We start from the raw sequence: 14,502 nt of genomic DNA on the forward strand, positions 1-14,502 counted from the left end.
CATCTTTTTTTTAAAAATTAAAAATGCTCATTGTATCTTTACACAATTAAATACAAATGGTATGCCAAAAATTAGTAGCCTTAAAGAAAAATGGAATTTACTTACCAATAAGTTAACAGATCAGTTTGCAGATGGTGATGAATTAAATATGGATGGAATTATCTATTTAATTGGTGTTCAAGAATTAGGGCAAGGTCAAAGAACATTTAAAAAAGACGAAAAAGTAAACCTAATGCATATTGCTATTTGCAAGTTGCTAGAACCTTATGGTTATTATGAATTCGATTATTTTGATGATGATGCTTGGCCACATTATAAAATTCTTACAGAGTTACCAAGCTTAAAGCCTGGTGAACAAACGGTACTTATGAAAGAAGCAATTATTAATTATTTTGATGCTTTAAAATATTTTGAATCATAAAGATTAAGGTCTACGATTCCACATCATCATAAATTGTGCATGCGCAATTCTTCTTGATGCTTCTTTTGCTCTATCTGCACGCTCACCTTCATAAAGCTCATTTATTGTTTCAAACCAAATCTCTAACCATTTACCAAAATGGTTTTGATCTACTGTATAGTTTAAATTTTCATCTACATTAAGATGTTTTTGAGAAGGATTTCCTTTAAATTTTGGGATTCCAAACAAATTTGTTTCCCAAAAATCAGTAAGTTTTTCTAAATGTTCTGGCCATTTATCTTCTGCTATATGACTATTAAAAATTGGCCCTAATAACTCATTTTTTCTAATTTTAAGATAAAAAGTATTTACAAGGATGCTTACATCTTTTCTTGATTCAATTGTTTTCAAACTATAAGAATTAATTCTATTTAAATAATTTAGGTAACACTTAATTTACGAATCATTATAGATAATAACTTCGGATAAAAGCGTTTAGCAAACACAGCTAATTTTTCTTTTGTGCCAGCAATATAAGCCTCTTCCTTTTTCTTTTTTATGACTTTTATCATCTGTTTTGCAAAACGTTCTGGGTCAATACCGTTTTCAGTAGCACTATCCATTTTTTGCTGCGGAGTTCCATTTCCTGTTAATGCATTTTTAGAAACATTTGTATTTACAAAACCCGGGCAAACCAAAGTGACTGCTATATTATCTCGATGATGTTCAGCTCGTAAACTGTCAAAAAAACCATGTAAAGCATGTTTACTTGCTGCATAACTAGAACGTAAAGGAGTTCCTATTTTACCAACAATACTAGTAGTTACTACAAATTGTCCTTTTTTATTTTTGATAAAATGAGGTAATAATGCTTTTGTTAAAGCTACAGTTCCTAAATAATTAATATCCATTAAACGCTTATCAACAGAAATTTGGGTATCTTTTACCAAAGAGCGTTGACTAATTCCACCATTATTAACTAAGATATCTACCGTTCCAAAACAAGAAATTGCTTCATCAACCTTAGATTGTAAATTATTGTAATCTTCTAAATCTAAAGTAACAATTTTTACTTCGGCAGCATTTTTACATTCCTTTTTTACCAATTCTAAAGCGACTAATTTTCTTGAAGATAAAATTAATTTTACATTTTGTTGAGACAACTCAATTGCCAAGGCTTTTCCTATCCCCGAAGAAGCACCAGTAATCCAAATTGTTTTGTTAGAAAACGACATATTTTATTTTTTTGAATTACAATATACCTATTTTGTTGTAGAAATAGTATTTTTGGTACACTTCTTGAAAATAAATTACCAAGAACAAAAATCAACTTTAAAAAGATGAAAAAAATACTCGCTTTTATATTTCTTACAACTTCACTTATACAAGCTCAACATACAATTAAAGCAACAATGACACCTGCTATAGAAAGCGATTGGGTTATTCTTTATAAAATTGAAGGTGCAAGACAGAAATTTGTAAAAAATTCAACAATTAAAATAGACTCTATTTTAGTTGATGGAACAAAAAGTGCAATCGGAAACTTTAATTTTACACTTCCCATAGATGCAAAACCTGGTGCATATAGAGCAACTTACCGTACAGAAGGTGCAGGTTTTGTAGATTTTATTTATAATAAAGAAGATGTAAGTTTTGCTTTTCATCCAGATTACCCAGAACAAACAGTGGTTTTTTCAAAATCTAAAGAAAACATTTTATACAGAGAATATTTAAGTGATATTTCTATTGCACAACAAAAATTAGATTCGCTGCAGATAACCGTTTTAAAAAACCCTGATTTAGACCTAAACACATACTATAAGACTGCATTGCAAAAAGTAAGTATAATTCAGCAAAAGTATTTAAAAGCTTCGGAGAATAAATATGTAAAACCTTTTATTAATGCAACTTTAAGAGCAAATCCTAAAGAAATATTAACAACACCAAAAATGTACATGTCTAATATGATTAGTACATTTTTTAATAATATGGATTTTTCTGATAAAACACTTTTAAATTCCTCTTTTCTAGTAGATAGAATTACAGATTATATCTTTTATATTAACTATTCAGAAAATAAAGAAACTCAACAAAATTTATATAAAACATCAATACAAACAGTATTAGATAAAAGTAAAGACTTACCATTTAAGAAAGATGTAATTGAGTTTTTAATTGCTCAATTTGAAAGCTCAAAAAATTTAGAATTGATAGATTATTTATTTGAAAATCATTATAAAAAACTTCCAAATGGACTTCAAAACAAAGGTTTTATAACTGAAAAAATTGCACTTTTAGCTGCAGAAGTTGGTAGAATTGCTCCAGATTTTTCTTGGAAAGAAAATGGTAAAAACTTAACGCTTTCTAAATTAGAGGATGCAGAAAAATATGTTTTGGTTTTTTGGAGTACTGGCTGTTCTCATTGTTTAAAAGAGATTCCAGAATTGCATAAATTTTTGCTAGATAAAGAAGGCATTAAAGTTATAGCGTTCTCTTTAGAAAGAGACGAATTTGGTTGGCAAAGTATGAAAACTACCTTACCTAATTGGCACCATGTTTTAGGTTTAAATAAATGGGAAAACAAAGTTTCTAGAACTTATAATATTAACGCAACACCAACTTATTTGGTATTAGATGCAAACAAAAAAATTATTGCAAAACCTGAAGAGTTAAAAGGTGTAAAAGAGTATTTAACGAAAGAATAATGTATAAAACATTTTTATGTATTACTTTATTCATCTCTTTTTCAACTGCTAGTCAGAAAAGTTTAAGAATAAATGATACTGCACCAAATTTTAAATTCTGGCTTACAGATGGTAGTAAATTAACCAATAACGACACCAAAGAAAAAGTAGTGGTTTTTAAGTTTTGGTTTACGTCTTGTATGCCTTGTTTAACTGACATTCCTAAATTAAATAGGTTGGTAAAAGAATTTGATAAAAGAGACGATATTTTATTTATAGCACCCGCTTTAGACAGGAAACCAGCAATAGAAAAATTATTAAAAATACGTCCGTTTAATTTTAGAATAGCATATTCTGCTATGGATGTTAGTCAGAAATTTAACAAGAAACAAGTATATCCTTCTTACTTTGTTATCAACAAAAAAGGAAAAATTTCATATATAGATAGTGGTACAAAACAATCTGAATTTAAAGATTTAAGAAAAGCAGTTATTAAGGCTTTAAAAATGTAAAAAAGCATCTTCTAAATGCTCAATTTTTGTTTTATTATTTTGATGAATAATAGCAATAATATCGAACCTTACTTCTATATCTAAATTTTTATCAACTACATAGTAATCAATTGCTGAAACCATTAATTTTATCTTTTTTGGTTTTACAGCATCTTGTGGTTCTTCAAAATAATCTGAACTTCTTGTTTTTACTTCTACTGCAATTAAAATATTTTCTTTTTGAGCAATAATATCTATTTCCGCTTTTAAATAGCGGTAGTTTGTTTCAAGGATTTTATAATCGTTTTTTATTAGAAAATCTACGGCTAATTTCTCTCCTTTTTTACCAAGTTCGTTGTGTTCTGCCATTTTTTTTAGTTTACAGCCTTCAGTTGGCAGTTTTCAGTCATCAATAAGATTTTAATAAAAATAGTATAAAATTACCAATGTGTTAATTTACACATTATTGATTACTTTTATAAAATATGACAGAAGAAACCCTAATTAAATATTTAGAATTTTTAAAAAATGAATGTTTAAGACATCAAAATGATAATATTATTTCTGATGATGAAATAAATCAACTTAAAATTGAAATAAAAAGGTTCGAAAATAAGATAAAAACTGCTTTTTTCAATTCTGAAATAAAACAAGAAATATCTAAAATGGATTTTAATTTAGAAGAAGAAAATCATAATAGATCAAAGTACAAATGGTTTAGTTTTATAGGCAGTTTTCAAGGTAAAGAAATTCAACAACAAGAAAATCGCAAACAAAGGTTTTTAAAACTTTATAATGATTTAGATACTTCTATATTTAAAATAAAATCTATTCTGTAATAACAACAATTAGGTTCTAATCAAAAAAGATTACCCAAAATATATAACTATAGAATACTATATTTTGGGTAAAATACTTAAGAGATAAACTCTTTAATTAATCAATAAAGTTCTTTTTCCTTTTCAAACTGAAAGTACAATCAATTTCAGAATTTCCACTGATGTCTACAACAAAAACCAATTCTTTATCATTCCTAATTTCACAAAAACCACCTGTAAACAAAGCACTTCCATTACCTCCAACAGCTTGAAGTTGAGTAGGTGATACTAGTTGAAATGCAATTTGAGAATTAAAACCTTGGGTGTTTTTAGTTTCTAAATAAAATACTTGCTTGTTATTTGGGTCTAAAATAACTTTATATGATTTATCATTAAAATTATTACAATTGGCGCCTTCTTTACTATCTAAAACATAATCACCTTTATAACCAGACAAATCCTTTATATCGTTCGTATGAGACTCGTTATGTGTCCATAATACCTTTTTGTTAGAATCTTCTAACTTTAAAACACCATCATTACCTAAAATAATATTAGTAGGATTTCCTGTAATACTAGATGGTTTCCAAATTAGTTTATTATTAGCGTCATAAACTGCAAAGTTTCCACCTTTTAATTTCATATAAGCATTTTTCCCATATCCATTAGACATACTACACCAAATAAATTCAGTATCGTTTTTATAGAAACACAAATTACTATCTGCTTGCATAGTAAGTTTATAAATCTTGTTCTCACTGTAAATGGATTCACCGTCTTTAAGAATTACTTCTTTAGCTTCCTTATCTACTCCAGAAACCCAATTGTTTAAATCGTTAAGATCAAAACTTTCTTGGGCAGAAGTAACTGCTGTGATGCATATTAATAATAGCATCATAAAATTTCTAGCCTCTCCCATTATTAACTTCTTGAAGGGAATATACCTTGAGTGCAAATAATAAAATTGATACCCAATGAAGGTTGAGTGTTAGAAAGTGGTTGTTTTCCACCAGTATTACTAGTATTACTAGTATTACTAGTATTACTAGTATTACTAGTATTACTAGTATTAGTTGAACTATTAGATTCATTGCCAACGCTAATAAAAGATTTACTTCCTGGTATGAATTTGCCTTTCGTAGCGTCATTTGGATTCGCAGAATAGCTACTAACCCTATGGTTATGAGAAGGTAAATTTATATTGTTTAAAGTTGTAATTTCGGTTCCGAATTTTTGCCCCAATTTTATAGAAGATAATCCTGGACTCCTTCCAGGTCCTACAGGTACTCTACCTCTTAAATCTGGCAAAGCAAAAGTAGTTCTACCATCTCCACCATACGTTGTTCCTATAATAGAAAATAATGCTGTATTAGTATTTATTGGAAGTATTTGTCCTTGACACAAAGCCCATCCTCTTGGCGTAAAGCTTCCTGCAAACATTTTTACTTCTCCAATAAACCCTTCTTGTTGAGCCTGTGTGCTAGAAACAGAAAAACAAATAATTGTTAAACTTAGCAATAATAGTTTTTTCATAATATATAATTTAATTGATGCTTACTCTATTTACGGATTTTCAGCTTACCTCCATTTGCAACAATATAAGAATTAATTCTATTTTCTAAAAACCAACATTGATTTCGTTTTTTCAAAAGATAACTGAGTAATTTTTCCAAAAATCAAAGCTCTATTATCATCTTCATGACCAGCAGGAAAATCAAACAAAACAGGAATATCTTCTGGAATAACGTCTAAAATTAATTGCTCAATAGAGCTTCCCCATTTTGTAGAATTTTTTTTAACAGAAGACATGTTACCAATAATTACTGCTTTTACTTTAGTAAAATAACCCGCTCTTTTTAAACTTTGTAACATTCTATCAATAGAATATTTATATTCACCAATTTCTTCAATAAATAGGATTTTTCCTTCAGTATTTAATTGACTTTTAGAGCCTAACATAGAAGTTAGAATAGCCAAGTTCCCTCCTATTATTTGTCCTTCTATTTTTTTTGAAGAATGAGTTCTATTGTACTTTGAAGATGGAATTTTATAAATTAATTCTTCCCCAAAAAGAGATTTCTTAAAACTAGCAATCGTTTCAATAATATCTTCTGGTTTTTCACCCAAACTTGTTGCCATCATTGCATGAATGGTTTCAAAACCTAAATTATGAATATGATTGTGAAATGCAGTAATATCTGAATAACCAATTATCCATTTTGGGCTTTCTTTAAATTTATCGAAATTCAATAAATCTAAAATTCTTACAGAACCATAACCGCCTCTAGCGGCCCAAATTGCTTTAATGTTTGGATTGTCTAAAGCATCTTGAAAGTCTTGACAACGTTCATTGTCTGTACCTGAAAAATGATTGTTCTGATTGAATAAGTTTTTACCCAAAACTACTTTTAAACCCCAACTTTCTGCTAATTCTTTTGCTTTTTGAATTGTTGTTTTTCTATATTGTTTTAAAATTCCTGCAGGCGCAACAATTGCAATGGTATCTCCTTTTTGTAAATGCGACGGTGTTACTAACTTGTTCGATTCCTCTTGTGCAGTTATTGATGAGAAACTCATCAAAAGTAAAATTGTAACTATTTTAAATTTCATTATTATATTTTTTATGCCAACCAATACCAAAATTTAAACCCAAACCAACATATGCTTTTTTTGCAATATTTGCATGTAATTTTAAACCAATTGAACGTCCAAAACCTGTAGGCTTACCAATAGGTATTAAACCATATAAAATTCTAAACTTTTTCTTTTTAGATTTAAACCAATTAACACCTATTTCAACAGGAAAACCAAAATAACTAAACCTTTTATTAATTATTCTATCATCTGTTGTATTATAAGATATTCCACCAGAAAAATGATAAGAAAAACCATCTTCAACATATCTTTTACCATACAATAAGGAAAATTGCTCCGTTTCAGAGATTGTATTTGCTATTGGAAATACTATAAAAAATTTCAATTTTTTAAAATCTAAAATAGAGGAATATTTAAACGTAAATAGGTTGTTTTTTTGTTGATAATTTAAATCGAAACTTGCAATTCCTCCTTTAAAATTACCATTAACGAAGCCCAAGTTCATTCCTATATAAAGTATCGGGTTCGATTTTATAGAATCTTTTTTTCCTTGAGAAATTACTAATGAGAAAGTTAGTAAAAATAAAATCAAAAATAATTTATTTTTCATAATAAGTTTTCAATAAAAGTAGTCATTTAGAATGATTATAGAAAATTCCTTTTTTGTACTTTTGCACTTCAAAAATCAGTCCAAAATTAATACATAGAACACATGAGTGCTCCAAAAAGATATACAATTACAGCAGCTTTACCCTATACAAATGGTCCAATTCATATTGGTCATTTAGCAGGTGTTTACGTTCCAGCAGATATTTATGCGCGTTATTTACGTTTAACGGGTAATGATGTTGCCTACATTTCTGGTTCTGATGAACATGGTGCTGCAATACCAATGAGAGCAAAAAAAGAAGGTGTTTCTCCGCAAGTTATTATCGATAAATATCACGGAATTATTAAAAAATCTTTTGAAGATTTTGGAATTTCATTTGATAATTACTCAAGAACTTCATCTAAAATTCAGCATGAAACTGCATCGGAGTTTTTTACAAAGATGTATAATGATGGTGAGTTTATTGAAGAAGTTTCAGCACAATTGTATGATGCAGAAGCAGATCAATTTTTAGCAGATAGATTTGTTGTTGGAACTTGCCCAAAATGTGGGTTTGAAGAAAGTTATGGAGATCAATGTGAAAACTGTGGAACTTCACACAATGCTACAGATTTAATAAATCCGAAATCTTCAATTACAGGAAACGTACCTACTGTAAAAGAAACAAAACACTGGTTTTTACCTTTAGATAAGCATGAAGCTTTTTTACGCGAATGGATTTTAGAAGGTCATAAAAAAGACTGGAAACCAAATGTTTACGGACAAGTAAAAAGCTGGGTAGACGATGGATTAAGACCAAGAGCAGTTACTAGAGATTTAGATTGGGGAATTCCGGTTCCTTTAAAAGATGCTGAAGGAAAAGTATTATACGTTTGGTTTGATGCACCTATTGGGTATATTTCTTCTACCAAAGAATGGGCTGCAAGAGAAGGGAAAAACTGGGAAGATTATTGGAAAAAAAACGACACCAAATTGGTGCATTTTATAGGGAAAGACAATATTGTTTTTCATTGTATTATTTTTCCAAGTATGTTAAAAGCACATGGAGATTATATTTTACCAGACAATGTACCTGCAAATGAATTTTTAAATTTAGAAGGAAATAAATTATCAACTTCTAAAAATTGGGCAGTTTGGTTGCATGAGTATTTAGAAGAATTTCCTAATCAGCAAGATGTTTTGCGTTATACATTAACTGCAAACGCACCAGAAAGTAAAGACAACGATTTTACTTGGAAAGATTTTCAGGCAAAAAACAATAACGAATTGGTTGCTATTTTTGGTAATTTTATAAATAGAGTTGTAGTTTTAACAAACAAATATTACAACGGAATTGTACCTGAACCAAATGACTTTAAAGAAGTTGATGAAGATGTTTTAGCGGCTGTAAAAGAGTTTCCAAACACAATTGGAAAATCTATTGAAAGATATCGTTTCAGAGAAGCAAGCCAAGAATTAATGAATTTAGCAAGACTTGGTAACAAGTATTTAGCAGATGAAGAGCCTTGGAAGGTGATAAAATTAGATGAAGAACGTGTTAAAACAATTATGTATGTTGCCTTGCAAATTTCAGCAGCATTAGCTGTTCTTTCTGAACCTTTTTTACCTTTTACATCAGATAAATTAAAAGGAATTTTAAATATTGATGATACACTTTCTTGGGAAGATGTTACTGAAAAAAATGTTTTAATAGCTGAAGCGAATCAAATAAACAAAGCAACGTTATTATTTTCTAAAATTGAAGACAAAACAATAGATGCTCAAATTGAAAAACTACAAGCGACTAAACTTGCCAACGAGCAAGAAAATAAAGTGGTAGAGCCTCAAAAAGAAACTATAGAATTTGATGATTTTACCAAATTAGATATTAGAATTGGTACTATTTTAGAAGCTGAAAAAGTTGCAAAAACTAAAAAGCTTTTAAAACTAAAAGTTGATGTAGGTATTGACGTTAGAACAATAGTTTCTGGTATTGCAGAAAGCTTTTCTCCAGAAGATATTATTGGGCAACAAGTTTCTGTGTTGGTGAATTTAGCGCCAAGAAAAATTAGAGGTGTAGAAAGCCAAGGAATGATTTTAATGACAGATACACCTGATGGAAAATTGGCTTTTGTAGAACCAGAAAAAGCAGTTAAAAACGGGCAAGCAGTTAGTTAATGCTATAAATAACATATCACACTATCTATAAGTAGGAGTTACTAAAACTAGTACTTCTTTAAAAACTTGTAAAAAAGCACCGTTTATAGCGGTGTTTTTTAATTGTATAAACTTTAAAGTTATTTTTAAATATGCAGAAAAACAAGAGAAACGGCTTATGTATTCAATAAAAAAATATAAAATCTATCTTTAATTACTAAAAACTTATACTGTGTCGTTAAAGATAAAAACAACAAAACCATAAAAGAAAAACTACTAAAAGTAGAAAATGGATTTGTAAACAGTACTTTTAAAATAGATTCACTTTTTACTTTTGGCCAATACAAATTCTTTGCTTATACCAATTGGATGAAGAATTTTAAAGAACAAAACTTTTCTGTTCAGCCATTTACGGTTATAAACCCAGATGAAACAAAAGAAATTAAAAATAAATCTATTTCAGATAAGATTGATGCACAATTTCTACCCGAAAGTGGACATCTACTTGCGAACACTAGAAACGTAATTGGCCTAATTATAAAGGATGAAAACAGTTTTGGAATTCCTGATGTTTTTGGTGATTTGTTAGATAGTAAAAACGAAGTATTAGCTTCTTTTACGGTAAATAATTTAGGAATTGGACGATTTTCTTTTGTTCCAGAAAACGATGAAAAATACACCGTAAGAATTGTTTATAATAATAAAGAATCTTTTTTTAGCATCAATAATATAGAACAAAAAGGAGTTGTTCTTTCTACAATTCAAAAGGAAAATGAAGTTATTCTTTCAATAAAAACAAACAAATTAACATTACCAAGTATAAAAAATAAGATGTATAAAGTTACACTTCATAATGGAAAAAAGCTAACAAATTATCCTGTAAAATTCAATAGAAAAAATACTATTTATCATATTTTTGAAACAGACTTATTATCTCCAGGAGTAAATGTTTTTACTTTATTTGATGAATTAAACAACCCTATAGCAGAAAGGTTGGCATTCAATTTTAGAGGTGTAAAAACTGCAACTTCAGATGCTTTTAATGTAAAAAAAAGTACAGATTCTCTAGCTATTTCTCTTTCATATAAAACAATAAACATTGCAAAACTAAATAATATTAGTGTGTCTGTTTTACCTACAGATACAATAGCATATAAACATCATCATAATATTGTTTCTTACAATTATTTGCAACCATATTTAAAAGGCGAAATAGAAAACGCACAATATTATTTTAATATTATAAATAATACCACCAAATTTCACTTAGACAATTTGTTAATTACACAAGGTTGGAGCAGCTATTCTTGGTATAATATTTTTAATCAATCATCAAAAATTAATTATTTTTTTTGAAAAAGGAATTACTCTAAAAGCGAATGTAAATAATACAGAGAAAAGTAAATATGCGGTGTATAGTGTAAATAGTAGAAAGCCCAACTATTATGTTTTAGAAGAGAATGAAAAAGAATTTTTAACAATAGATCTTTTTCCTTCATCAAAAGAAAAAATTAAAATTTCTAAAATAGAAGACAATGGTAAGCTAGTTCCTGCACAATTATATCCACAATTTTTTCCGAATGAAGTTCCAAAATTAAAGCAAGAATATGTTTTGTTTAAAGGTACTAAAAAAGGACAAATAGAAACTAAAAACAATATGATTACAACTTCTTTAAATGAAGTACAATAAATAGATGAAGTTGTAATAAAAGCTGGCCTAGAAGAAAGAAAGGTTGAAAAATAAAAAATAAATCTTTTGGTAGAATTTATGCAGTTCCTGATTGGTATAGAAAAACTAATCGAAATGTTACCGAATTTATAAATGGAAAAAGTGGTTATATAGCAGGAGTAACAACAACTGGAAATTCAATATATATTTGACTTAGAAACCCTTTTAGAACCATTAACGGCGGAACCAAACCTACTATATTTCTTGATGGTGCTCAACTTTTTGATTTTCAGATATTATCTGATATTGATGTTTCTGTTGTTAGATTAAATAGATATAAATGATATTGATGAAGGTATAAGAGGTGGTGCAGGCGTTATTAGAATTTTTACAGACCCTTATCTTTCTTATGTAAAAAAAATACAAGAATTCAAATTTCCTGTAACTTTTAGTAAATCTAAAAAATATTATGCTCCTAAATATCAAAATTACAATAGTGGTTTTTATAGAGCTTACGGTGTTGTAGATTGGCTACCAAAAAATAAAATTAATGAAGATGGAATGTTTCTTTTAAAGTAGCAAATATTCAAAACAATAGTATAAAACTTTTTATTGAAGGCTTTGCAAACGACGGTGCTTTTATATCTGAAACCAAAGAAATAGTTTTAGAATAATTGGTAGAATTAATTATTTAAACTATTTTTAGTCCTATGATTTTTCTAAAGAAACTTACTTTTGTCTTTATTTTGTTTTTAATGGTTATACCATTAAAAAGTCAAAATTTATTTAAAGACAAAAGCATTGATTCTTCTTTTATAAATTACACTAAAAAACCTAGAGAAATTGGGTATTCTCATCTAAATAAGTCTACCTATGTTGTTGGCGAAGACATTGGTTTTACTACTTATATTATTAATAATACTACAAATTCATTTTCCGATTTTGCTGCAAATCTCTATTGCGTTATTAAAGATAAAAATGATAAAATAATAAAAAAGCAATTAATTAAAGTTAAAAATGGTATTGCAAATAATTCAATTACAATAGATTCTTTATTTACTTCTGGAGAATACAAATTTTTTGCTTTTACAAATTGGATGAAAAATTTTAATGAGCAGAATTTTTTTGTAGAAACGATAAAAATTATAGATCCCAAGAAAGAAACTGTTATTAAAAACGAAGCAATCTCTGATAAAATTGATGCGCAGTTTTTACCAGAAAGCGGACATCTTTTAGCAAATACAGAAAATAAAATAGGTGTTATTCTTAAAAATGAATTAGGCTTTGGCATCGCAAACATTAATGGAGAGTTAGTGCAAGAAAACAAAATTATAACTAAATTTATAGTAAATAAATTAGGAATAGGAAATTTTGTTTTTACCCCAGAACTCAATAAAGAATATCGGGTTAAAATTATTTATAATAATAAAGAAACGTTTTATAATCTTACAAAAACAGAAGTAAAAGGAATAACAATTTCAATAAAAAAGGAAAAAAAAGGTTTAAATATTTTTATAAAAACAAATAAAATAACGCTTCCTGAATTGAAAGGAAAAATTTACATTTTAACTGTACATAACGGAAAAAAAATTAAAACATTTCCTATAAAATTTAATAAAAAAACTACAATAGAAAATTTTATAAGTCATTATTATTTAAATTCTGGTATTAATATTCTAACACTTTTTGATGATAATAAAAACCCCATTGCAGAACGTCTATATTTTAATTATGAAAATATAAAAACAGCACAATCAAGTAAAATAACGTTAGAAAAAAGAAAAGATTCAACAACAATAAACCTAACATTTAAAAATATTGTTCCTAGTAAATTAAATAATATTAGTATTTCTGTACTTCCTGTAAGAACAAAATCTTATCAACATCATCATAATATTTTATCTTATTATTACTTAAAACCTTATCTAAAAGGCAACATAGAAAATGCAACATATTATTTTAATAATGTAAATGAACAGGCAAAAAAAGATATTGATAACCTATTGCTAACACAAGGTTGGAGCGGCTATAACTGGTATTCTATTTTTAATGATGATGTAAAAACCAGAAACTTTATTGAAGATGGTATTTCTGTAAAAGTTAAAATTAAAAAGAACAAAAAAAGAAAAGGAAAATATGTTATTCATCCTGTTGGAAAGACCAAACCTAATTACTATGTTTTAGGAAAAAATGAGAATCAATTTTTAGCATTAAGCCTTTTTCCTAAAACTTATGATAATATAAAGTTATCTTCTTTAAACGAAAAAGGAGTATTAAAACCGTTGTCTTCTTACTTGGCTTTTTATCCAAATAGAATTCCAGATTTAAATAAAAAGTACACTTCTTTATCTCCAAATAAAAAATTTAACATTACATCAAATACTAAAAATAGTTTTTATAATTCTTATTTAAATGTAACCCAACAATTAAAAGAAGTTGTAATAAAAAGTAAAATTAAAGAAACAAAAATAGAAAGTATTAAAAATAGATCCTTCGGAAAAGTGCACGTCTTTTCTGACGTAGATCGAAAAAGAAATATCTCTTTTCAAGATTACATTAGAAATAAAGGTTATTCTGTTGTTATAGATAAAGGTATAATGACTATCGATAAATTTTCTGAAGCTAGCACAATTCATGGTGGCTCTACACCTACAATCTATTTAAATGGCAGACAACTTTTTGATTTTAGTGATCTTGCTGTTTTAGATATGAGTGAAGTAGAATACATAAACGTAAATAAAAATGGTATTGGTGAAGGAATAAGAGGTGGCGCTGGTGGCGTTATAAAAATTAGAACAAATTCAAACTTACAATACACAGAAAAAAAGACTATTCCATATAGAAGTTATCCCTTTCCAATAACTTTTAATGAAACTAAAAAATATTATACTCCTTTATATCAAAGTAATAATAATGCCTTTTTTAATGAATATGGTGTAATCGATTGGCTACCAAAAAATAAAATTAATGACGATGGAACTATTTCTTTTAAAGTAGCAAATCTTCAAAATAATAGCATAAAACTTTTTATTGAAGGTTTTGCAAACGATGGAACTTTTATTTTTGAAGAAAAAGTTATTGAATTAGATAAATAATTAC

The 14,502-nt window shown here is 27.7% G+C and carries 15 protein-coding genes; 8 read left to right on the plus strand and 7 right to left on the minus strand.

What is annotated here, in order from left to right; translation table 11 throughout:
- The first annotated feature begins 61 nt into the window (after positions 1-61).
- Positions 62-421: a hypothetical protein gene (locus V3V28_RS00120; RefSeq protein WP_331362985.1), complete on the plus strand. Its 360-nt coding sequence runs from the start codon at positions 62-64 to the stop codon at positions 419-421.
- A gap of 3 nt (positions 422-424) precedes the next feature.
- On the opposite strand, the gene V3V28_RS00125 is transcribed toward V3V28_RS00120, so the two are convergent.
- Both V3V28_RS00125 and V3V28_RS00130 read right to left on the minus strand, forming a co-directional pair.
- The gene (locus V3V28_RS00125; protein WP_331362986.1) at positions 425-811 is read right to left on the minus strand and encodes a group III truncated hemoglobin; all 387 of its coding nucleotides are present in this window, start codon (positions 809-811) and stop codon (positions 425-427) included.
- Positions 812-840: 29 nt separating this feature from the next.
- Entirely contained in the window at positions 841-1,635 is a 795-nt protein-coding gene (locus V3V28_RS00130; RefSeq protein WP_331362987.1) for an SDR family oxidoreductase, read from the minus strand.
- A 105-nt stretch (positions 1,636-1,740) separates the two neighbouring features.
- Here V3V28_RS00130 and V3V28_RS00135 point away from each other — a divergent pair, with 105 nt between their 5' ends.
- Positions 1,741-3,105 (plus strand): TlpA family protein disulfide reductase, encoded by a 1,365-nt coding sequence (locus V3V28_RS00135; protein WP_331362988.1) that lies wholly within the window; start codon positions 1,741-1,743, stop codon positions 3,103-3,105.
- A complete protein-coding gene (locus tag V3V28_RS00140; RefSeq protein WP_331362989.1) occupies positions 3,105-3,596 on the plus strand; it encodes a TlpA family protein disulfide reductase in 492 nt (163 codons plus the stop codon). The genes V3V28_RS00135 and V3V28_RS00140 overlap by 1 nt, the downstream gene beginning before the upstream one ends.
- Here the strand turns inward: V3V28_RS00140 and V3V28_RS00145 are convergent.
- The gene (locus tag V3V28_RS00145) at positions 3,585-3,944 is read right to left on the minus strand and encodes a YraN family protein (protein ID WP_331362990.1); all 360 of its coding nucleotides are present in this window, start codon (positions 3,942-3,944) and stop codon (positions 3,585-3,587) included. The genes V3V28_RS00140 and V3V28_RS00145 overlap by 12 nt on opposite strands.
- Positions 3,945-4,060: 116 nt before the next feature.
- On the opposite strand from V3V28_RS00145, the gene V3V28_RS00150 reads away from it, so the two are divergent.
- Positions 4,061-4,414, plus strand: a complete 354-nt coding sequence (locus V3V28_RS00150) for a hypothetical protein (protein ID WP_331362991.1) — start codon at positions 4,061-4,063, stop codon at positions 4,412-4,414.
- 97 nt (positions 4,415-4,511) lie between these two features.
- Here the strand turns inward: V3V28_RS00150 and V3V28_RS00155 are convergent, their stop codons facing one another.
- The 4 genes from V3V28_RS00155 to V3V28_RS00170 all read right to left on the minus strand — a co-directional run bounded on the left by V3V28_RS00155 (position 4,512) and on the right by V3V28_RS00170 (position 7,598).
- Complete coding sequence (locus V3V28_RS00155; protein ID WP_331362992.1) at positions 4,512-5,312, minus strand: hypothetical protein; 801 nt, start codon at positions 5,310-5,312, stop codon at positions 4,512-4,514.
- 2 nt (positions 5,313-5,314) lie between these two features.
- Positions 5,315-5,926 carry a phage tail protein gene (locus tag V3V28_RS00160; RefSeq protein ID WP_331362993.1) on the minus strand — a complete coding sequence of 204 codons (612 nt, stop codon included), beginning with the start codon at positions 5,924-5,926 and terminating at the stop codon, positions 5,315-5,317.
- A 78-nt stretch (positions 5,927-6,004) separates the two neighbouring features.
- Positions 6,005-7,003 (minus strand): S66 peptidase family protein, encoded by a 999-nt coding sequence (locus V3V28_RS00165; protein ID WP_331362994.1) that lies wholly within the window; start codon positions 7,001-7,003, stop codon positions 6,005-6,007.
- Positions 6,993-7,598, minus strand: a complete 606-nt coding sequence (locus tag V3V28_RS00170; protein ID WP_331362995.1) for a hypothetical protein — start codon at positions 7,596-7,598, stop codon at positions 6,993-6,995. The genes V3V28_RS00165 and V3V28_RS00170 overlap by 11 nt, the downstream gene beginning before the upstream one ends.
- A gap of 102 nt (positions 7,599-7,700) precedes the next feature.
- On the opposite strand from V3V28_RS00170, the gene metG reads away from it, so the two are divergent.
- The 4 genes from metG (at position 7,701) to V3V28_RS00190 (ending at position 14,498) form a co-directional block, all read left to right on the plus strand.
- The gene (gene metG / locus V3V28_RS00175) at positions 7,701-9,755 is read left to right on the plus strand and encodes a methionine--tRNA ligase (protein WP_331362996.1); all 2,055 of its coding nucleotides are present in this window, start codon (positions 7,701-7,703) and stop codon (positions 9,753-9,755) included.
- Between the two features lie 348 nt (positions 9,756-10,103).
- Positions 10,104-11,090, plus strand: coding sequence for a hypothetical protein (locus V3V28_RS00180; protein WP_331362997.1), 987 nt, complete (start codon positions 10,104-10,106; stop codon positions 11,088-11,090).
- 55 nt (positions 11,091-11,145) lie between these two features.
- Positions 11,146-11,424: a hypothetical protein gene (locus tag V3V28_RS00185; RefSeq protein WP_331362998.1), complete on the plus strand. Its 279-nt coding sequence runs from the start codon at positions 11,146-11,148 to the stop codon at positions 11,422-11,424.
- A 689-nt stretch (positions 11,425-12,113) separates the two neighbouring features.
- On the plus strand, positions 12,114-14,498 hold the full coding sequence (locus V3V28_RS00190; RefSeq protein ID WP_331362999.1) for a hypothetical protein: 2,385 nt from the start codon (positions 12,114-12,116) through the stop codon (positions 14,496-14,498).
- The last annotated feature ends 4 nt before the right edge of the window (positions 14,499-14,502 follow it).

Origin of the sequence: Polaribacter sp. (genome assembly GCF_036480315.1) — a bacterium.
Taxonomy (GTDB): domain Bacteria; phylum Bacteroidota; class Bacteroidia; order Flavobacteriales; family Flavobacteriaceae; genus Polaribacter.

Coding starts and splice junctions, on each gene's coding strand:
- V3V28_RS00155 (WP_331362992.1), bottom strand. CDS start 5,312: ATGGGAGAGGCTAGAAATTTTATGATGCTATTATTAATATGCATCACA.
- V3V28_RS00135 (WP_331362988.1), top strand. CDS start 1,741: ATGAAAAAAATACTCGCTTTTATATTTCTTACAACTTCACTTATACAA.
- metG (WP_331362996.1), top strand. CDS start 7,701: ATGAGTGCTCCAAAAAGATATACAATTACAGCAGCTTTACCCTATACA.
- V3V28_RS00190 (WP_331362999.1), top strand. CDS start 12,114: ATGATTTTTCTAAAGAAACTTACTTTTGTCTTTATTTTGTTTTTAATG.
- V3V28_RS00130 (WP_331362987.1), bottom strand. CDS start 1,635: ATGTCGTTTTCTAACAAAACAATTTGGATTACTGGTGCTTCTTCGGGG.
- V3V28_RS00120 (WP_331362985.1), top strand. CDS start 62: ATGCCAAAAATTAGTAGCCTTAAAGAAAAATGGAATTTACTTACCAAT.
- V3V28_RS00180 (WP_331362997.1), top strand. CDS start 10,104: ATGAAGAATTTTAAAGAACAAAACTTTTCTGTTCAGCCATTTACGGTT.
- V3V28_RS00165 (WP_331362994.1), bottom strand. CDS start 7,003: ATGAAATTTAAAATAGTTACAATTTTACTTTTGATGAGTTTCTCATCA.
- V3V28_RS00150 (WP_331362991.1), top strand. CDS start 4,061: ATGACAGAAGAAACCCTAATTAAATATTTAGAATTTTTAAAAAATGAA.
- V3V28_RS00145 (WP_331362990.1), bottom strand. CDS start 3,944: ATGGCAGAACACAACGAACTTGGTAAAAAAGGAGAGAAATTAGCCGTA.
- V3V28_RS00140 (WP_331362989.1), top strand. CDS start 3,105: ATGTATAAAACATTTTTATGTATTACTTTATTCATCTCTTTTTCAACT.
- V3V28_RS00160 (WP_331362993.1), bottom strand. CDS start 5,926: ATGAAAAAACTATTATTGCTAAGTTTAACAATTATTTGTTTTTCTGTT.
- V3V28_RS00170 (WP_331362995.1), bottom strand. CDS start 7,598: ATGAAAAATAAATTATTTTTGATTTTATTTTTACTAACTTTCTCATTA.